The following is a 19,372-nucleotide window of genomic DNA, read 5'->3' on the forward strand; positions in this document are numbered from 1 at the left end:
CGCGACCGCCCGGTCAGGCCGCCGCCCCGGTGAGGCCGCGCCGCACGAGCAGGGGCTCGATGCTGGCGTCGCGCCCGCGCAGGTCGCGGAACGAGGTGAGCGGGTGCTGGGCGTGCCCGCGCGAGAGCAGCCGGGCGCGGAAGATGTCCCCGTTCTCCCGCCGCAGGCCCCCGTTCTCCCGGAACCACTCCACCGTGTCGGCGTCGAGCACCTCCGACCAGATGTAGGAGTAGTAGCCGGCCGCGTAGCCCCCGGCGAAGACGTGCGCGAAGTACGTGGACCGGTACCGCGTCGGGATGGCGTGCACGGTCAGGCCCGCGCGCTCGAGCGCCGCGGCCTCGAACGCCTCGACCTCGGCGACGTCGCCCGGCACCTCCTCGGGCGCCAGCCGGTGCCACGCCTGGTCCAGCAGCGCGGCCGACAGGTAGGTCGTCGTCGCGTAGCCCTCCCCGTCCTGCCGGGCCGCGAGCAGCGTGTCGACCCACTCCGCCGGCATCGGCTCGCCCGTCGCGTGGTGCACCGCGAAGGACCGCAGCACCTCGGGCTCCCACGCCCACATCTCGTTGACCTGCGAGGGGTACTCGACGAAGTCGCGCGGCACGTTCGTGCCCGACTGGGACGGCCAGCGGACGGACGAGAACAGCCCGTGCAGCGCGTGCCCGAACTCGTGGAACATCGTGATGACCTCGTCCCAGGTCAGCAGCACGGGCTCGCCCGGCGGCGGCTTGGGCACGTTGAGGTTGTTGATCACGACGGGCCGCTCGTCGAGCAGCGTGGACTGGTGGACGAGGTGGTTCATCCAGGCCCCGCCCTTCTTCGTGTCCCGGGTGAACCAGTCGCCGAGGAACAGGCCGACGCCGGTGCCGTCGGCGTCGCGCACCTCGAAGACCCGCACGTCCGGGTGGTAGCCGACGAGGTCGTCGCGCTCGGCGAAGGTGAGGCCGTAGAGCCGGTGGGCGGCCGCGAACACACCGTCGCGCAGGACGCGGTCGAGCTCGAGGTAGGGCCGCGTCTGGGCGTCGGTGACCGACCCGCGGTCGGCGCCGACCCGCTCGGCGTAGAACGCCCAGTCCCACGGCTCGAGGGTCGCACCCGGCACGTCCCGCTCGAGCGCGGCCTGCAGCTCGGCCGCCTCGCGGTGCCCGTTGGCGACCGCCGGCGGCGTCACGCGCGCGAGCATCTCGGCCACCGCCTCCGCCGACCCCGCCGTCGCGTCCTGCGCCACGTACGCCGCGTGGTGCTCGGCGCCGAGCAGCCGGGCGCGCTCGGCGCGCAGCCGGGCCAGGGCGAGCAGGTGCGGACGGGTGTCGTGCTCGCCGCCCAGGCCCCGCTCGACCGTCGCGCGGTACAGGCGCTCGCGCACGGACCGGTCCTCGAGCCAGGCCAGCGCCGGCTGCTGCGAGGGGAGGACGAGCTCGACGAGCCAGCCCTCCTGCCCGCGCCCGGCCGCCGCCTGCCGGGCCGCCGCGAGCGCACCGGCCGGCATGCCGGCGGTCTCCGCCTCGTCGGTGAGCAGGAGCGCGCCGGCGTTCGTCGCCGCCTGGAGCGTGCGCTCGAAGGCCGTGGAGTGCCGGCTGATCTCCGTGTTGAGCTCCGTCAGGTGCGCGCGCTGCGCGTCGTCGAGCTGCGCCCCGGCGCGCACGAGCCGGCGGTGGGTGCGCGTCAGCAACCAGGCGGTGTCGGGCTCGAGCACCAGGTCGCCCGCCGCGGCCTGCGCGCGCAGCGCGTCCACGCGCGCGAAGAGGCGCGGGTCCAGCTCGATGGCGTCGTGGTGCGCGGCGAGCAGCGGCGCCAGCTCGACCTGCAGCGCCTCGACGTCGGGCGTGCCGTGAGAGCTGACGAGCGTGAAGAACACGGACAGCACCCGGTCCAGCAGCCGGCCGGAGCGCTCGAGCGCCTCGAGGGTGTTCTCCACCGTCGGTGCCGCGGGGTCGGTGACGAGCGCCTCCACCTCGGCCCGCTGCTGCGCCATGCCCGCGAGCGCGGCGGGACGCACGTGCTCCACGCGGATCGCGCGGAAGTCCGGCAGCCCGTAGGGCAGCACGGACGGCGCCGCGAAGGGGTTGGACGGGTCGAGCGCCCTGTCGGTCAGCGAGTGGTCGGCGGGCTCGGGGGCGGTGGTGCCGTCGGTCATGCCCCCATCATCACCCGCCCGTCGCCGTGCTCCCCTCCTGCCCGTGCGCCAGGCTGGGGCGGTGACCTCGCACGACCGCCGGCCCGGGACCCCCGAGTTCCGCAAGGCACGGACGGGAGCGCCCCCCGGGTTCTTCCGCCGGGAAGCCGCCGGCCTGCGCTGGCTGGCCGCCGCGGGCGGGGCGGCCGTGGTCGCGGTGCGGGACGTCGACGAGGGGTCGCTCACCCTCGACCGCCTCGAGCCGGCGGCCCCCACCGCCGCCGCGGCCGCCGCCTTCGGCACGGCCCTCGCACGGACGCACGACGCGGGTGCGCCGGCGTTCGGGGCGGCGCCGCCGGACGCACCCGGCCCCTTCTTCTTCGGCCCCCTCGACGACCCGCTCACGCTGCCGGGCGACACGGCGTCGTCCTGGGGGGAGCTGCTGGCGGACGCGCGCCTCCTGCCGACCGTGCGCGAGGGCGTGACGCGCGGGGTGCTCGGCGCCGACGACCTCGCCGCGGCCGGGCGCGTCGCCGACCGGCTGCGCGCCGGCCTCGGCGGCGACGACGAGCCGCCGGCGCGGCTGCACGGCGACCTGTGGTCCGGCAACGTCGTGTGGACCGCCGACGGCGCGGTGCTCGTCGACCCCGCGGCGCACGGCGGCCACCGCGAGGACGACCTCGCGATGCTCGCGCTGTTCGGCCTGCCGCACCTGGACGCCGTGCTCGCGGCCTACGACGCCGCCCACCCGCTGCGGCCGGGCTGGCAGGGGCGCACGTCGCTGCACCAGCTCTTCCCGCTCGCGGTGCACGCCGTGCTGTTCGGCGGCGGGTACGTGGGCCGGCTGCGCTCGCTGCTGGAACGGTGGTCGGGCCGGTGACCCCCGAGGAGGTGCTGGGCCGGCCGGTGGTCCTCGTGCACGGGACGCGCACCTCGTCGGCCATCTGGTCCGGGCAGGCGGCGGCGCTGGCCGCGCACGGGCACCCCGTCCACGCCATCGACCTGCCCGGCCACGGCACGCGCAGCGGGGAGCGGCTGACCCGGCGGGGCGCCCTGGAGGCCATCGACGCCGCCGTCCGCGGGTGCGAGGTGCCGCCGCTGCTCGTCGGGCTCTCGCTCGGGGGGTACCTGTGCCTGGCGTACGCGGCCGCGGGCGGCGACCACCTCGCGGGCGTCGTGCTGGCCGGGTGCTCGACGCAGCTGCGCGGCAAGCCGCTGCGCGCCTACCGCGAGCTGTCGCGGTACGTCACGCGGACGTTCGGCCTCGGCGGCGGGACGTGGCACGTGGTGACGGACATGCTCACGACGCTGGCGGGCTACTCGCCGCTGGACGACCTGCGCCGGCTCACCGTGCCCGTGTGGGTGGTCAACGGCCGCCGCGACCCCCTCCGGTTCGACGAGTGGCGCTACCGCCGCGCTGTGCCCGGGCTGCGGGTGCACGTCGTGCCCGGCGCCGGCCACGACGTCAACAGCGAGCACCCGGTCGCGTTCAACCGGCTCCTGCTCGACGTGGTGCACGGCCTGCGCCCCGTCGCGGTCCCGCCGCCCGACGTGCCTGGTGGCACGCGACCCGACGACGGCGCCCGCCCCTAGACGCGGGCGGGTGCGGCGCCCTCCTCGTCGGGCACGCCGTCCCCCCGCTCGCCGACGTGCTCGACGAGGGGGTCCTCGTCCTCGTCGGGCAGCGGGGGGTCGACGGTCCGCAGCCGGGAGAAGATCGCCCAGGCCACGGACACGAGCGGGACGGCCACGACCGCCCCGAGGATTCCCGCGGTCAGCGTCCCCGCCGTCACCGCCACCGCCACCATGACCGGGTGCAGGGACACCTGCTTGCCCATGATGAGCGGCTGCAGGACGTGCCCCTCGATCTGCCCGATGCCCGCGATCCCCAGGCCGACGACCACGGCCGCCCAGAACCCGTTCGCCGCGAGCGCGACGATCATGGCCACGACCATGGCCAGGGGGGCGCCGATGAGCGGGATGAACGCGCCGACGAACACGAGGACGGCCAGGGGCGCGGCGAGCGGCACCTGCAGGGCCGAGAGGAACACGAGCGCCAGCAGCCCGTCGGACAGGGCGACGAAGACGATGCCGCGCGTGTAGCCCGAGAAGGTGCTCCACCCCGCGTCCGCCGCCTCCTGCCAGGTGCCGCGCACGCGGGCGGGGAGCTGGTTGAGGAACCACGTCCACATCGACGTGCCGCGGGCCAGGAAGAACACGGCGCAGAAGATCGCCAGCGCCAGCCCGGTGAAGATCTCGACGACCGACCCCGCCCGCTCGGCCGCCTGGGACGCCAGCTCCCCGGAGTGCTCCTGGACCCACACCTGGGCGTTGGCGACCCACTCGGCGATCTGGTCACGGTCGATGACGAAGGGCAGCGAGCCGCCCTCGAGGTAGTCCGTGATCTGCTCGATGCCCTGCCCGAACTGCCGCTGCAGCGCGCTCCACTGGTCGGCGACGGAGTAGGCCACGTACGCGACGAGACCGGCGAAGAACGCGAAGCCGGCCAGCAGGCCGATCGCCGTGGCGATCCCCCGCGGCATCACCCGGTCCAGCAGGTCGACCAGGGGCCGCAGCACGGCGGTGAAGACGAGCGCGAGGAACAGCGCGACGAACAGCAGCTGCACCTGCGCGGTGGCGTAGAAGACGAGGGACACCGCGGCGACGACGACGAGCAGCCGCCACGAGACGGCCGCGAGCACCTGCAGCCACTGCGGGGCCGGTGCACCGGGGGCCGGCACGGGCCGGGGCCGGTGCCCGGCGACGCGGCGGACCACCGGGCGTCCCGCCACGGTCGTGCGCGGGCCGGCGCCCGTCCCGGTGCTGTCGGACATGGCTGGCCGCTCCTCGTCGCCCGTGGGGCCGGTCGGCACCCATCGGTCAGTCTGCCCTCTGCGCGGGCCGGGCGCGCCCGTGGTGCAGCCGGGCCCCAGGACGTGCCGAGCAGGCGGACGGCCCCGGGCCCCGCGACGTCGTCGCAGGGACCGGGGCCGTGGCGGACCGCGAGGGGTGGGCTACTCCTCGCCCGACGCCGCGAGGACGTCGGTGATCTCGTCGGCGCTGCGGGCGGCGAGGACCTTGTCCACCTCGGCCGGCTCGCAGAACACCTGCGCGATCGAGGACAGGATCTCCAGGTGCTCGTCCTCGGCCCCCGCGATGCCGACGACCACCCGGACGGGTCCGCCGCCCCAGTCGATGGGCTCGTCGTACCGCACGAGGCAGACCGCCGAGCGGCGGATCTCCTTCTTGGCGTCGTTCGTGCCGTGCGGGATGGCCAGGAGGCTGCCCATGTACGTCGAGATGGTCCGCTCCCGCTCCGCCATGGCGTCCACGTACGCCGGGCCGACGGCGCCCGCCTCGACCAGGAGCTCCCCGGCCTCGCGGATCGCCTCGTCCTTCGTGCGGGCCCGTCCCCCGAGCCGGACGAGCTCGCGCGTCAGCACGGCGGTCACAGGCCCGCACCCTCCCGGTCGGAGGACGACCGCACGAGCTGCACGACCTCGTCGTAGACGGGGCTGTTCATGAAGTTGTCCACGGACAGGTGCACCGCGTGCGGCGCCTGGTGCCGCGCCCGGTCCGTCAGCTCGCGCTGGCTGATGACGAGCTCGGCCTCGCCGTCCGTGAGGTTCGCGACGGCCCGGTTGACGACCGTGACGCCCTCCACCCCGGCGGTCTTCAGCTTCTTGCGCAGGACGCTGGCGCCCATCGCGCTTCGGGCCGGCGGCCTCGACCTCGGCGGCGAGCGCGTCGGACAGGCCGGTGTCGGTGATGACGGCATCGACCGACGCCAGCGGGCACACGTGCGCGAAGTCGCGACGGCCGATCTTCGTGTGGTCGGCCAGCACGACCGTGCGGCGCGACCGCTCGACGAGGGCCCGCTTGACGGTCGCCTCCGCCAGGTCCGGCGTCGTCAGACCGTGATCCGCGCTCAGCCCGTTCGTGCCGAGGAACGCGACGTCGACGAAGAGGGAGCCCAGCGACTCGCGCGCCCAGTCCCCCACCGCCGCCAGCGTCCGGGTGCGCACCACGCCGCCCAGCAGGTGGACGGTGACGTTCGGCCGCGGCGCCAGCAACGAGGCCACCGGCACCGCGTGCGTGACCACCGTCAGCTCGCGGTCGGTGGGCAGCAGCTGGGCGAGCCGGACCGTGGTGGTGCCCGCGTCGAGGACGACGGACCCGCCGTCCGGCAGCTCGTCGAGCGCGGCCGTGGCGATGCGCTCCTTCTCGGCCGTCATCCGCCCCTCGCGCTCGGCCACCGGCGGCTCGAGGTCGAGGCGCTCGGCCGGGATCGCGCCGCCGTGGACGCGGCGCAGCAGGCCGGCCTGCTCGAGGGTCGTCAGGTCCCGCCGCACCGTCTCCTGCGTCACCTCGAGGCTCTGCGCCAGGCCGCGGACGTCCACCCGTCCGACGGCGCGCGCGAGCGAGACGATCTCGCGCTGGCGCTCCGGTGCGTACACGGCCCTGTCCTCCTCGCCTCGTCGTCGTGGCAAGGCTGTGTCTACGCCCGTTCTGCTGTGCTATCAATCACTTCCTCGTGTCATCCGGAACCAACCGGGTCCGGTCCGCGTGTCCGTTCGGGCATCCGCCGTGCCCGATGTCCGTTCCCGCCCGGACGCCGCCCAGACCGCGGCGCCGGCGCCGAACCGTGCCGTCGAGGCGCGTCGCCGACCGGGGGCGGACGCGACGGGACCCCGGCGCGGCGGTGGCCGGCCGGGGTCGGTGGGCGACGGTGCCGGGGTGCGAGGCCCGGCGCGAGGGCTCAGGCCCGCGAGGACCGCCAGGTCGTCGAGGGCACGAGGGGCAGGGGTGCCGGGCGGTCCGGGGCCGTGGTGAGGGTGATCCGCCGCCCCTCGTCGGCCGACCGCAGCAGCCCCGTCATGAGCTCGGTGACGTGCAGGGCGACCGCACCGCCGGCACGCGGCTCCTCCGGGGCCGCGCCCAGCCCGGCCGCGCCCACCATCTCCAGGAGCCCGACGCCACGCCCCGCGTCCACGAACCCCGCGCTCGGCCGCAGCACCTCCCACTCCCCCGACGACCGCGCGAACAGCTCGACGTCCCCGGCGAAGGTGTTGGGGTCGGGCACCGCCAGCGAGCCCTCCTCGCCGTGCACCTCGATCGGGCGGGCTCGCGTCCGGGCACCGTCGAAGCTCATCGTCACCGTGGACACGGTGCCGCCGGCGTGCTCGAGGGTGCCCGCCACGTGCGTGGCCACCTCGACCGGGATGACCTCGCCCGCCCGCGGGCCGCTGGCGATCGTGCGGGTGGTGCGGAGCATCGCGGCCGTCCCCGTCACCGCGACGACCGGGCCCAGCAGGTGCACGAGGCTCGTCAGGTAGTAGGGACCCATGTCGAGCAGGGGCCCGCCTCCGGCCCGGTAGTAGAAGTCCGGCTGCGGGTGCCAGGCCTCGTGCCCGGGCGAGATCCACGTGGCGACGGCCGCCGTCGGCCGGCCGATCCGCCCGGCGTCGACAGCCGCGCGGGCCGTCTGGACGCCCGTCCCCAGCACCGTGTCGGGCGCGCACCCCACCCGCGTGCCGGCGGCCGCCGCGGCCGCCACGACGCGCTGCGCGTCCTCCCACGTGGCTGCCAGCGGCTTCTCCCCGTAGTGGTCCTTGCCCGCCGCGGAGCACGCGAGCGCGACGTCGGCGTGGGCGCCGGGGGTCGTCAGGTCCAGGACGGTCGCGACCTCGTCGTCGGTCATGAGCTCGGCCACCGTGCAGGGCCGCGCCCCCGGGACGCGCGCGGCGACCGCCCGCGCCCGCTCGGGGTCGAGGTCGGCCACGGCGGCCAGACGCACGCCCGGGTGGTCGGCCAGGGTCACGAGGTACTGCTCGAGGATGACCCCGAGCCCGACGACGCCTACCGCGTGCGGCTCGCCCACAGCAGCCCCCTCTCGACGACGGCCCGGATCACGGGCTGCTCCAGCACGTCCGGCGAGTGCCCGGGCGTGGCGACGAAGACGCGCCCGGCACCCCACGACCGCGTCCACACCGCCGGCGAGACGATCGGCCGGTGCCAGGGGTGCCACGGCTGGACGGGGTGCGTCGTGGTGGCGAGGATGTCGATGAGGTCGTCGTGCAGCACCCAGTACTGCTCGGTCTCGAGCTCGACGTCGGGCAGCCCGGCGGTGACGGGGTGCTCCTTGCCCAGCGCCGTGAACTCGACCGTGTGCCGGAGGAAGTTGTCGGACGCGTCGCCGTGCCGCTGCCCGGGCTCGCGGCCCGGGTGCGTCGCGAACTGGCCGCCCACGAGCTGCAGGTAGTCCGAGCTCGCGCGGTAGGAGTCGGCGATGCCCCCGTGCCAGCCGGCCAAGCCCGTGCCCGCCTCGACGGCGGCGCGCAGGCCCGCGAGCGCCGGGCCGCTGATCTCCGACATCGTCACGCACTGCAGGACGAGGTCCGTCGCCGCCATGCGGTCCGCGTCGGCGTACACCTCGTTGTCGGTCTCCACGTCGACCGTGAAGCCCTGGTCGCGCAGGAAGGGGATGAACAGGTCGGTCGCCGCCTCCGGCTGGTGCCCGTCCCACCCGCCACGCACGACGAGCGCCCGCCGCGTCGTGCCGTCCGTCGTGCCGTCAGTGCCGTCCGTGCCGTCCGTCGTGCCGTGGTCCGAGCCCGCGACCATGCGGTGCCCCTCTCCGTCGTGGTGCGCCCCCTGCGGGTCGCACCGGCGCCCGTCGATCCTCGCACCGCAGCAGGCGGGGCACCCGGACGACCGCGCCGTCCGGGTGCCCCGCTGCCGCTGCGACCGTCAGGCCGTGCGCGGCGCCGAGTCCGTGGTCGCGAGGACCTCGAGCAGGGCACGCAGCTGCGGCTTCGGGTTGAGGTGGTCGTCGTAGAGCAGCGCCGCACCCTCGCCCGGGAAGACGCCCGGGATCCAGGAGTTGGCGTCCGCCACCCCCCAGACGGTGTAGGAGATGCAGGACGGCACCGCGAGGCAGGCCTCGAGCGTGCCGACCCAGTACTCCTCCTGCTGCCGCTGCAGGGCGGGCGTCAGCGGGGCGTCCCCGTACTCGCCGGGGTGGCCAGGATGCTCGGCCACGGAGGTGCGGACGTCCACCTCCGTGAGCGCGACCTTCAGGCCGAGGTCGGCGAACCGGTCGAGGTTGGCCTCGAGGTCTGGGAACCCGTAGGCGGTCGACAGGTGCGTCTGGAAACCGACGCCGTCGATCGGGACGCCCTGCGCGAGGAGGTCCTGCACGAGCGCCTACAGCGCGTTGCTCTTCGGCTCCGTGAACTCGATGTTGTAGTCGTTGTAGAACAGCAGCGCCTCCGGGTCGGCCTCGTGGGCCCAGCGGAAGGAGTCGGCGATGTAGCCGAGCGGGTCGAGCCCGAGCGCCCGGTAGGCCTCGGACCACACCGTGACGCGGGGCGTGCCGTCCTCGTTGAACGCCTCGTTGACGACGTCCCACTGCCAGATGTCGCCGGCGAAGTGGCCGGCCTCGGCCAGGACGTGCTGGCGCAGGATCTCGCGCAGCTCCGCCGGGGAGTACGACCAGTGCACCTGGTCGGTGGACAGCCACTGCGGCAGCTGCGAGTGCCACACGAGGGTGTGGCCGCGCACGAGCTGCCCGTTGGCCTGGGCGGCGGCGACGAGCGCGTCGCCGTCGGCCCAGTCGTACTGCCCGCGCACGGGCTCGACGGACTCCCACTTCATGGCGTTCTCGGCCGTGACCGACGAGAACTGTCCGTCGACGAGCTTCGTGTACTTGCGGTCGGTGCCGTACTGGTCGGCGGCGACCGCCACGCCGATCTCCAGGCCGGAGGCCTCGGCGAGGCTCGCCAGCGTCGATCGCTGGAGGGCCGGCGACCGGTCGATCGCGCGGGGTCGGCGGGGGCTGCGGCGGCGGTCGACGCGCCGGCGGTGAGGACCGCCAGCGTGAGGGTGCCGACGAGCAGGGGGTGACGGAGGGACACGTCATGCTCCTTCGCATGCGACGCCGAAGAGGCGCCTTCCGGACTTGGATGCCAGCTCTGGTGCCCGGCCGGGACCTGACGACCGAATGTTCCGCCGGAAAGTTTCGCAACCGTTGTCGATACCGTTTTCGGCAGGCAGTCGTTCCTCGAGGTGCGTGCGCGGTGGACGCGCCGGCCGTTCCACGCTCCGACGACGGGCGGGTGGGGCGCGTGGCCGCAGCGGCGGCACGACGGGCGCCGCACGACGACGAGAGCCCCTGCTCCGGTCCATGACCGGAGCAGGGGCTCTCGTCGTGATGCTCCCGGGACGCGCCCGCGGCGGTGTCCGGAGGGGGACTTGAACCCCCACGCCCTTTCGGGCACTAGCACCTCAAGCTAGCGCGTCTGCCATTCCGCCACCCGGACAGGTGGTCACGCTCCGGCCCCTCCCACCAGCACGGACAGGCCGTACCGATCACGTCCTGGCCGGGCGTGCGGTCGGAAACGATAGCAGACCTCCTGGGTGCTCCCGGCACCGGCGTCCGATGCCGTGCGGCGGGTGCCGCCGGGCGGCGCGGGGCGTCGATCAGGCCTCGACCACCGACAGCACGTTGCCCGCGGGGTCGGTGAACCAGGCGATGAGCGGACCCCGCCGCGGAACACGCCCTCGTCGTCGGTCGCGACGGGCGTGCCCTCGTAGCGCTCGATGCGGACGCCGCGGGCGGTCAGCTCGCGGACGGTGCCGGGGACGTCGTCGACCGGGAAGTTGAGCACGGTGAACGACGCCGGGGCGTGCGCGGGGCCCTTGGGGTAGACGAGGACGGTGCGGGGGCCCAGCTCCAGGCGCAGCATCCCGTCGCGCACGTCGACGGGCACGCCGAGCACGTCCCGGTAGAACGGCACGACGCGCTCGACGTCGTCGACGGAGAAGCCGCTGAAGGCGGTCGTCGGGTCCAGCACGGCGGACTCCCTCCGCTGGCCCCCGGCGGACCCGGCTCGACGTCAGTGTGGCGCGGGCGACGAGCGGGGGGAAGGGCGTTCGACCCGCTCGGCAGGCGCCGTCAGGCGCGCGCGGCGGGTGCGCGCTCCCCGACGGGCACCGGCGCGGCCAGGGTGTTGCCCTCACCCGGCAGCGGGCACGCCCACGCCGGGTCGTACGCGCACGAGGGGTTGTAGGCGAAGTTGAGGTCCACGACGAGGGCGTCGGGCGCACCGCCCAGGTCTGCGCCCTTGATCGTGTCCAGCACGTAGCGCCCGCCGCCGTAGGCCGCGGTCCCCGGCGCGTCCGCCGGGTCGGGGAGGCCGCAGGTCGCGTCCAGCAGCGGCAGGAAGACCCCGCCGCCGTAGGTGCGCAGCGCCCAGACGTCCAGCGTGCCGAGGTCGCCGAGCCGCACCGTGCCGATCCTGTCGAACGGCACGACGCCGTCCGTGCCGGTCGCGACGTCCCGGTGCTGCGGCGCGCCGGGCTCGAGGGCGACGACGAACCGGAAGGCCGGGTCGTAGGGCGCGACCGGCACCCCGGTGAAGCCCGCGCGGTCGTCGGGCATGACCGGCGACGCCGGGTGCGAGGCCAGCAGGGCGTCGCGGCCGGCGACCCAGCGGGCGTGGGCGGCGGCGGGGTCCTGCGCGGCCTGCTCGCGGACGGCGGCGTACAGGGCGGCGGTCCGTCGTCGCCAGTCGACGACGTCGAGGACCGTGGCGGCGGCCGGCACGGCGGCGGGGGCGAGGGCGGCGGTCGCGTCGACGAGCTTCACGCGACGACCGTGCCACACGGGGCTGCCCGACACAGGTCGAGCGGCCGTCGCCGCCGGTCGTCACGATCGGGTGAACTCACGACCCGAACGGCTCAAGCCGTCGGCGGCGGCCGCCGATGGACGGGGTGTACCACCCGGACGGCGACCGGCACCAGCACCTGGTCCCGCCCGGCCCGGTCGCGGAGCACGCACCTCTACGAGAGGGGTGGACGGACGCGGACCGGGGAGCGGTCACCGACGGTCCCCAGGCCCGGGACGGTCAGACGGCGCCGACGAGGACAAGCGGGCGCCGCGGGCGGTGGCACGTGCTGGCCCCGGCGGGCGGGAATGGATCGGACGTCCCGCCGGTTGGGGAGGACAACTGAAGACTCCCGAGCGGACCGGCGGTGCAGCATCCCGTCGTCGCCGGCTCGGACCGGGCACGGAGCACGCACCCCTGCGAGAGGGGTGGACGGACGTGGCCCGCGTGGCAGCCACCGACGGTCCCCAAGAGCCGGGGACGGGTCAGCACGCACCGACGAGGACAAGCGGGTGCGGCGGGCGGTGGCGGATGCTGATGACGACGACGGCCCCGGCCCGCGGTGACGCGGACCGGGGCCGTCGGAGCACCCGGGGTGCAGCACCCGGGGCGGCCGACCACCGCGTCGGGTGTCCCCGGACACCGCGTCGTCCGGCGTCCCGGTCACTGGAAGTCGCGCGACCGGGAGCGGACCCGCAGCGACAGCGGCGCCACGTGCTCGGCGACGAGGTTCGTCGCGCCGTCCACCCGCTCGACCTTCCCCCGCACGACGAGGGCGCGCGAGGTCCGCGCCACCGTGCGGAACCGCTGCCACAGCCCGGCGGAGCACACGACGTTGAGCAGGCCGGTCTCGTCCTCGAGGGACAGGAACGTCACGCCGTGCGCGGTCCCCGGCCGCTGGCGGTGCGTCACCACGCCCGCCACGGCCACGCGCCCGCCGGTCTCGCTGCGGAACAGCTCCGCCACCCGCACGACGCCGGCCTCGTCGAGCCCCTCGCGCACGAACTGCGTGGGGTAGGAGTCGACGGAGATCCCCGTCGCCCACACGTCGGCCGTCGCCGTCTCGACGAGGTCCAGGCCCGGCAGCGTCGGTGCCTCCACGCCCACGGACACGCCGGGCAGGGTGTCGGGGCCCTCCTGGCTCAGCGCGCCGGCGGCCCACAGCGCTTCGCGCCGGTCCACGCCGAGGCCGTCGAGGGCTCCCGCGGTGGCCAGGGCCTCGAGCTGCGGCGTCGTGAGCCGGACGCGCCGGACCAGGTCGCGCAGGTCGACGAACGGCCCGTGCGCGTCGCGCTCGGCGACGAGGGTCTCCGCCAGCTCCTCGCCGATGCCCCGGACCGACGACAGCCCGAGCCGGACCGCCAGCGTGCGGCCGTCGGGCACGGCGGGCGCCTCCCCCGCGACGGCTCCCTCGTCGGGCCTCACGCCACCGGACCCGCCGGCACCGTCGCGGCCGCCGCGCCGCCCGCCCAGCGGGAGGACGGGTGCCGTGCCGCCGGGGACGGGCACGAGCACGGGCTCGCCGTCGGGCGGTGCCGGCGCGACCCGCTCGACGCAAGCCAGCGCGCGCGACGCCTGCACGTCGGCGCGCAGCACCTCCACCCCGTGCCGGCGGGCGTCCGCGACGAGCGTCTGCGGGGAGTAGAAGCCCATGGGCTGGGCCGCCAGCAGCCCGGCGTAGAAGGCCGCGGCGTGGTGCACCTTGAGCCACGCGCTGGCGTACACGAGGAAGGCGAAGGAGAAGGCGTGCGACTCGGGGAAGCCGAAGTCGGCGAACGCCTTGAGCTTGTCGTAGATCTCCTGCTGGGCGTCGGCGGGGATGCCGTTGGCGGTCATGCCGGCCACGAGCCGCTCGCGCAGCGCCTCCATGCGGTCCAGCGAGCGCTTGGACCCCATGGCCCGCCGGAGCTGGTCGGCCTCGGCGCCGGTGAAGTCCGCGACGTCGATGGCCATCTGCATGAGCTGCTCCTGGAACAGCGGCACGCCGAGGGTGCGCTCCAACGAGGGGACGAGCAGCGGGTGCAGGTACGTCACCGGCTGCCGCTCGTGGTACCGCTCGATGTACGGGTGCACCGACCCGCCCTGGATGGGGCCGGGGCGGATGAGCGCGACCTCGATGACGATGTCGTAGAACCGGCGCGGCTGCAGGCGCGGCAGCGTGCCCATCTGCGCGCGGGACTCGACCTGGAACACCCCGACGGTGTCGGCCGCGCACAGGAGGTCGTACACCAGCGGGTCCTCGTGCGGCAGCGCGTGCAGGTCCAGCTCGACGCCCTCGAGGTCCCGGACGAACCCGAAGCCGAGCCGCAGCGCCGTGAGCATGCCCAGACCCAGGAGGTCGAACTTCACCAGGCCCGCGTCGGCGCAGTCCTCCTTGTCCCACTGCAGCACCGTGCGCCCCGGCATCCGCGCCCACTCCACGGGGCACACCTCGACGACCGGCCGGTCGCACATGACCATGCCGCCGGAGTGGATGCCCAGGTGCCGCGGCAGGCGCAGGAAGCGCTCGGCGAGGTCGAGCACGGGGTCGGGGATCTCCGCCAGCTCGGCCGGCGGCGTCGGCGGCAGAGCCACGTCGTGACGGTCGACGGTCGGCTGACGGCCGAGCGTCGGTGACCACGCGCCGTCGGCGGCGCGGTCCGGCCACGGCGACGGCCCGGACGCCGCGCTGCTCGCCCCGACGGTGCCCGAGCGGTACATCGTCCACCAGGGGCTGGGTTTCTCCGTGCCCCGCAGGGTCCCCCACCGCTCGATGCTCCCGCTCCACGCGTCCTGCTGACCCGTGTCGTACCCGAGCGCGCGCGCCGCGTCGCGAACCGCGGAGCGCGGCCGGTAGGAGATGACGTTGGCCACCTGCGCCGCGTGCGAGCGGCCGTGGCGCTCGTAGACGTGCTGGATGACCTCCTCCCGGCGGGCGGACTCGATGTCGACGTCGATGTCCGGCGGCCCGTCGCGCTCGGGCGCCAGGAAGCGTTCGAAGAGCAGGCCGTGGCGCACGGGGTCGACGGCGGTGATCCGCAGGACGTAGCAGACGGCCGAGTTGGCCGCCGATCCCCGGCCCTGCGCGAGGATCCCGTTGCGGCGGCAGAAGTCGACGAGCTCGTGCACGACGAGGAAGTACCCCGGGAAGCCGAGCTGCTCGATGACGTCCAGCTCGTGCTCGACCTGGGCGTGGGCGCCCGCGACCGTCTCGTCGTCCGGGGGGCCGTACAGCTCGTCGGCGCCCCGCCGCACCAGCTCGCGCAGCCAGGTCGCCTCCGTGTGCCCGGGCGGCACGGGGTGCGGGGGTAGCGACGGGGCGACGAGCGAGAGGTCGAACGCCAGCTCGGCCCCGAGCGCGGCCGCCGCCGCCACGGCCTGCGGGTACCGCCGGTGCCGCGCGAGCATCTCGGCGGCCGAGCGCAGGTACGCGCCCGGCGCCGCCGGCAGCCAGCCGTCCATGTCGTCGAGGGAGGACCGGGCGCGCACGGCGGCCAGCGCGGCGGCCAGGTCCGCGTCGCGCGGCGTCGCGTAGTGGACGTTGCCCGTGGCGACGAGGGGCAGCCGCGCCCGGGCGGCGAGCTCGGCGAGGGCGTCGGCGCGCTCGGCGTCGTGGGCGTCGCCGACGGCGGTCGTCTCCACCGCGACGTTGTCCCGGCCGAACAGGGCGACGAGCCGGTCCAGCTCACGGCCCGCCGCCTCGAGGCCGGCCGTCGTCACCGGGGTGGTGCCCGACGGGTCGCCCCCGGCCAGCGCCCGGCGGACGGCCCCCTTGCGACAGCCGGTGAGCACGAGCCAGCGTCCTGCGGCGGCCGCCGCGAGCTCCTCCAGGTGGTACTCGGCGGCGCCCTTGCGGCCCGTGCGCAGGTGACCCTCGGCGACGGCGGCGGACAGCGAGCGGTACCCGTCCGGCCCCCGCGCCAGCAGGAGCAGGTGCTCCGCCCGCGGGTCGGGCACCGCGGTCGGCGGGTCGAGGACGGGCAGGCCGGGGACCGTGCGGGCGCGGTCCCGCGCGCTCTCCCGGCCGTGCCGCCGGCCGTCGGGCGCGGGAAGGTGCAGCTCGGCGCCGAACACGGTCGGCAGGCCGACGGCCCGCGCCGCCTGGGCGAACCGGACCACGCCGTACAGCCCGTCGTGGTCGGTGAGGGCGAGGGCGCGCAGGCCGAGCCGGGCCGCCTCCGCGACCAGCTCCTCGGGCTGGCTGGCGCCGTCGAGGAAGCTGAAGGCCGAGTGCGCGTGCAGCTCGGCGTACGCCGGGGCCGGGCCGGTCACCAGGTCGGTCGTCGACGCGTCAGTCATACGTCGCCTCGCAGGTCCAGCCCTCGGCGGTGCCCGTCAGCAGCAGCGCCCGGCGGTCGTCGAGCGCGACCTGCAGGTGCGCGCGGACCTGCCCGGCGGCGCCGAGGACCCACCACCGCTCGAGGACCAGCCACGGCCCGGCCCAGCCGACGACGCGTCGGCTGCCACCACCCCCGTCGCTCCCCCTGTCGTCGCCCCGGGCGCCACCCCTGTCGTCACCCCGGGCGCCGTCGCCGGTCCAGCGCAGGACGGCTGGGTCCCCGCTGAGCGACTGCCGGGGGTCGACGCGGACGGGCCGCCCGTGCGCGTCGAGCACCTCCACGGGCACGGGCTCGGCGAGCACGCACGCCGGTGCCGGGTCGGGCAGGCGCCCCGGCCACGGCCGGTCCACCGGGCGCGGGGCTGCCTCCTGCTCCCCCCAGGCACGCAGGTGCACCTGGTCGCGCACGTCGCGGCCGCCCTGCAGGCTCGCCAGCAGCACGCCGTCGACCCCAACGATGCCCTGGACGCGGTCCAGCGCCCGGTGCGCGCGCAGGTCCCCGCCCGACGGGCCGCCCCACAGCCGGCCCTGCTCCGCCCCGGCGGGGGCGACGTCGAGCGCCGTCACGGCGAGGTGCACGAGCGTGACGCCCGGGGTGTCCACGTCGAGCGCGGGAGGTGCGTCCGGCCCGTCGGCGTCGACCCCGCCGGCGCCGGGCGTCCGCAGGCCCGACGACCGGCCCGACATCCGGCCCGACATCCGGCCGGAGGACAGGCCCGTCGTCCGGCCCGCCTCGCGGTCGGCCCGCGCCCGGGCCGCGCGAGCAGCACGTCCCGCCTCGGCCGCGGCGGAGGCCAGCCACCCCTCGAGCTGCCAGCGGATGCGGTCGGTGATCCGGGCGGGGGTCAGCCCGCCCCAGCCACCCATGTCCGTCCGCCACGTCCGGCTGAGCTCCTCCCCGGCCTCCGTGCGGGCGTCGATCCGCAGCCGCCCGCACGTGAGCGCCCGTGCGACGAGCGCGGCGTGCAGCTCCTCGGCGAGCCGGCGCCCGGCGAAGGTCGCCTGGTCGACGCGGTCGAGCGGCGGGTCGAGCGCCGTGGCGGCCTCCACGTCCGCCTCGGGGCGGCGCCGGACCGGCGGCCGCTCGTCCTCGCCACGGGCCAGCGTCTGCGCCCACGTGCCCCGGCGGCCGAACCGGGCGTGCACGGCAGCGGGCGGCAGCGCGGCCAGACGGCCCAGGTGGCGCAGACCCAGCCGGTGCAGGAGGTCGACGAGCTCGAGGACCTCGGCCGCGTCCTCGTCCGTCACGGCCGCGTGCACGAGGTCCGCCATCGGCCGGCCCGCGAGGAAGGCCGGGGACGCCCCGGGCGGCACCACCTCCCCCGTCCGCGCCGCCAGCACCGCCGCCAGCAGCCCGTCGGCCGTCCCGACCGCGCACTCGTGGCCCGTGCGTTCGGCGACGGCGCTGACCAGCAGCTCCGCGAGCCGGTCCTCCGAGCCGTGGTACCGGCTGGCCCCGCCCGCGGGCAGCAGCAGCAGGCCGGCGCGGACCACCTCGACCCCGCTGACGACCGTCTCGGCCGCCGCGGCGACGGGCTCGAACATCCGCACGTCCCGCGGCTCGTCGGCGTCGAGCAGCACGAGCGCCGGGCACAGCCCCTGGGCCTGGCGCCGCTGCATGCCCCGGCGCACGCCCTCCGCACGGGCGCCCGCGGACACCGCGACGAGGCGGCGGCCGTCGTGGACCGCGGTGGGCACGTCGGCCGGGACGCCCTCCAGGGTCGCGGCCGCCACGACGGGCCAGTCGGGCACCCACAGCACCGTCGTGCGGGTGGCGGCCGGGCGGGGGGCGCGGGTGCCGGACGGACGGGCGCCTGTCGTGGAGGGGCCGGACCTGCGTGCGTCCGGCGTGCGTGCCTCCGGCGTGCGGGTGGCGGCGGGGGGCGGGGCCGGGGTCGTCGGGCGCCCCGTGGTGGGTGCGCTCATCCGACGAGCCTCAGCCGGCCCTGCACGAACCCGTCGGCGTCCTCGTGGCCCTCGTCGGGAGCCTGCGGCACGGCCTGGGACGCGACCTGGGACGCGACCTGGGGCACGACCTGGGGCACGGACGGTGCCGCGGGTGCGACGGGCAGCGCGCCCGGCACGGGCAGCGGGAGCTCCAGCTCCAGCCCGGCGTCCCCTGGTGCCGCGCCCCGCCCGGTGCGGCGCACCTGCAGGCGGTGGGAGCGCAGGTGCCCCTCGCCGTCGGCCAACCCGGTCCAGCCCAGCGGCCGCGCGTCGAGCACCGCCGTCGCCCCCGGCCAGGCGGTGCTCGTCAGCAGGACCGCCCCCCGCTCGCGCACCCGCGCGGTTAGCCGGCGCCGGTCGGCGTCGGTGAGCACCGCCCCCGCACCCACGACGACGACGTCCAGCCCGTCGACGAGCGCGGCCACGACGGCCGGGCTGTCGGCACCGGGACGCGGCACGAGCGCCAGCCGGTCGAGCTCGACCCCGGCCTGCGCGGCCGCGAGCAGGCCGATCGACGGCTGCCCGACGACCGCGGCCCACGCCCCGCCGGCCGAGGCCTGCGCCAGCAGGGCCAGGAGCAGCGACGTCGACCCCGTCACCACCGTGGCCCCGCCGCGGCGCAGCCCCTCGGGCAGGAGCGGCACCAGCGCGGGCGGCACCGCGAGCGGCGGGCGCTCGGTGGTGAGCAGTGCCGTCGGCAGCGCGGTCGAGGACGGCCCGGACGGCGCGGATGGCGCGGGCGGCACGGACGGCGCCGGTGCCGGAACCGCCGTCACGGCCGCCGGCGTTCCGGGACGGGTGCCGAGCGCCAGGCTGCGGGCGCCCGTCCGCAGCTCGGCACGAGCCAGCACCTCGCGGGCGCGGGCGGCCCGGGAGCGGTGGTCCTCCGCAGCGGCGGCCGTCGGCACCACGACCACCTCCCGTACCCTCGTGCTACATCCTGACGACCCGCCAAGACCCTCCGGCCGCCGGCTCGGAGCGGTCGCGGAGGCGACCGGGCACCGACCACATCGGCCGTGTTCGAACGCGTGTTCGATAACTAGTACACGCGCCCGGCGACCCGGTGTCAATCCGTCGAGCGCCCCCGTGGACACCCTCCCGCCGACCACCGACACGACCTCGCGAACGACCCTCGACGCCGTCGCGCGACGGCGGACCGCTGCGGAGCACGGCCGTCCGTGGCCCTCGCTCCAGCGTGTCGTCGGCGCGTCGGCCCGGGACCGAGCGCGCTCCGCACCGACCCGCCACCGGCCCTCGGACGGTGCCCGTAGGAAGGGCCGCCCGGGACGGACGGCCCGGTCCGGGCCCCGCTGTCGTCGCTACCCT

General features: G+C 76.4%; 12 protein-coding genes, 1 tRNA gene and 3 pseudogenes. 2 read left to right on the forward strand and 14 right to left on the reverse strand.

The annotated features are described in order from the left end of the window. Positions 1 to 13: 13 nt before the first annotated feature. Positions 14 to 2,134, reverse strand: coding sequence for a M3 family metallopeptidase (locus tag AC2TDM_RS09965; protein WP_484634520.1), 2,121 nt, complete (start codon positions 2,132 to 2,134; stop codon positions 14 to 16). 61 nt (positions 2,135 to 2,195) lie between these two features. On the opposite strand from AC2TDM_RS09965, the gene AC2TDM_RS09970 reads away from it, so the two are divergent. Then, positions 2,196 to 2,993 (forward strand): fructosamine kinase family protein, encoded by a 798-nt coding sequence (locus AC2TDM_RS09970; protein ID WP_484634521.1) that lies wholly within the window; start codon positions 2,196 to 2,198, stop codon positions 2,991 to 2,993. Next, positions 2,990 to 3,706 carry an alpha/beta fold hydrolase gene (locus AC2TDM_RS09975; RefSeq protein ID WP_239078785.1) on the forward strand — a complete coding sequence of 239 codons (717 nt, stop codon included), beginning with the start codon at positions 2,990 to 2,992 and terminating at the stop codon, positions 3,704 to 3,706. The genes AC2TDM_RS09970 and AC2TDM_RS09975 overlap by 4 nt, the downstream gene beginning before the upstream one ends. On the opposite strand, the gene AC2TDM_RS09980 is transcribed toward AC2TDM_RS09975, so the two are convergent. The 13 genes and pseudogenes from AC2TDM_RS09980 to AC2TDM_RS10040 all read right to left on the reverse strand — a co-directional run bounded on the left by AC2TDM_RS09980 (position 3,703) and on the right by AC2TDM_RS10040 (position 18,954). Then, the gene (locus AC2TDM_RS09980; RefSeq protein ID WP_090033729.1) at positions 3,703 to 4,947 is read right to left on the reverse strand and encodes an AI-2E family transporter; all 1,245 of its coding nucleotides are present in this window, start codon (positions 4,945 to 4,947) and stop codon (positions 3,703 to 3,705) included. The two genes, AC2TDM_RS09975 and AC2TDM_RS09980, sit on opposite strands and share 4 nt — an antisense overlap. Positions 4,948 to 5,127: 180 nt before the next feature. Next, positions 5,128 to 5,565, reverse strand: coding sequence for a PTS mannitol transporter subunit IIA (locus tag AC2TDM_RS09985; protein WP_484636435.1), 438 nt, complete (start codon positions 5,563 to 5,565; stop codon positions 5,128 to 5,130). Next, a pseudogene (locus tag AC2TDM_RS09990) lies at positions 5,562 to 5,825 on the reverse strand (PTS mannitol transporter subunit IIB); the annotation flags it as partial. The pseudogene AC2TDM_RS09990 and the gene AC2TDM_RS09985, both read right to left, overlap by 4 nt. Before the next feature lie 58 nt (positions 5,826 to 5,883). Beyond that, positions 5,884 to 6,570: pseudogene (locus tag AC2TDM_RS09995) on the reverse strand (DeoR/GlpR family DNA-binding transcription regulator); the annotation flags it as partial. Positions 6,571 to 6,872: 302 nt separating this feature from the next. Further along, positions 6,873 to 7,994, reverse strand: a complete 1,122-nt coding sequence (locus AC2TDM_RS10000; RefSeq protein WP_484634522.1) for a Gfo/Idh/MocA family protein — start codon at positions 7,992 to 7,994, stop codon at positions 6,873 to 6,875. Continuing rightward, positions 7,973 to 8,737 (reverse strand): ThuA domain-containing protein, encoded by a 765-nt coding sequence (locus AC2TDM_RS10005; RefSeq protein WP_484634523.1) that lies wholly within the window; start codon positions 8,735 to 8,737, stop codon positions 7,973 to 7,975. The genes AC2TDM_RS10000 and AC2TDM_RS10005 overlap by 22 nt, the downstream gene beginning before the upstream one ends. 126 nt (positions 8,738 to 8,863) lie before the next feature. Continuing rightward, positions 8,864 to 9,859, reverse strand: a pseudogene (locus AC2TDM_RS10010) (endo-1,4-beta-xylanase). Between the two features lie 492 nt (positions 9,860 to 10,351). Next, a tRNA-Leu gene (locus AC2TDM_RS10015) sits at positions 10,352 to 10,434 on the reverse strand. A 6-nt stretch (positions 10,435 to 10,440) separates the two neighbouring features. Continuing rightward, on the reverse strand, positions 10,441 to 10,968 hold the full coding sequence (locus AC2TDM_RS10020) for a VOC family protein (RefSeq protein ID WP_484634524.1): 528 nt from the start codon (positions 10,966 to 10,968) through the stop codon (positions 10,441 to 10,443). Between the two features lie 101 nt (positions 10,969 to 11,069). Further along, positions 11,070 to 11,762 carry a DUF1684 domain-containing protein gene (locus tag AC2TDM_RS10025; protein WP_484634525.1) on the reverse strand — a complete coding sequence of 231 codons (693 nt, stop codon included), beginning with the start codon at positions 11,760 to 11,762 and terminating at the stop codon, positions 11,070 to 11,072. Between the two features lie 682 nt (positions 11,763 to 12,444). Next, positions 12,445 to 16,059, reverse strand: a complete 3,615-nt coding sequence (gene dnaE, locus AC2TDM_RS10030) for a DNA polymerase III subunit alpha (protein WP_484634526.1) — start codon at positions 16,057 to 16,059, stop codon at positions 12,445 to 12,447. Next, a complete protein-coding gene (locus AC2TDM_RS10035) occupies positions 16,052 to 18,025 on the reverse strand; it encodes a DNA polymerase Y family protein (RefSeq protein WP_484634527.1) in 1,974 nt (657 codons plus the stop codon). The genes dnaE and AC2TDM_RS10035 overlap by 8 nt, the downstream gene beginning before the upstream one ends. After that, entirely contained in the window at positions 18,022 to 18,954 is a 933-nt protein-coding gene (locus AC2TDM_RS10040; RefSeq protein WP_484634528.1) for a hypothetical protein, read from the reverse strand. The genes AC2TDM_RS10035 and AC2TDM_RS10040 overlap by 4 nt, the downstream gene beginning before the upstream one ends. Positions 18,955 to 19,372 lie beyond the last annotated feature (418 nt).

The organism is Cellulomonas sp. plas2 (assembly GCF_057221735.1).

What these genes read in the sequence shown, in the direction of transcription:
- AC2TDM_RS09965 (WP_484634520.1), bottom strand. Translation starts at nt 2,134, where the DNA reads ATGACCGACGGCACCACCGCCCCCGAGCCCGCCGACCACTCGCTGACC.
- AC2TDM_RS09980 (WP_090033729.1), bottom strand. Translation starts at nt 4,947, where the DNA reads ATGTCCGACAGCACCGGGACGGGCGCCGGCCCGCGCACGACCGTGGCG.
- AC2TDM_RS10005 (WP_484634523.1), bottom strand. Translation starts at nt 8,737, where the DNA reads ATGGTCGCGGGCTCGGACCACGGCACGACGGACGGCACGGACGGCACT.
- dnaE (WP_484634526.1), bottom strand. Translation starts at nt 16,059, where the DNA reads ATGACTGACGCGTCGACGACCGACCTGGTGACCGGCCCGGCCCCGGCG.
- AC2TDM_RS10035 (WP_484634527.1), bottom strand. Translation starts at nt 18,025, where the DNA reads ATGAGCGCACCCACCACGGGGCGCCCGACGACCCCGGCCCCGCCCCCC.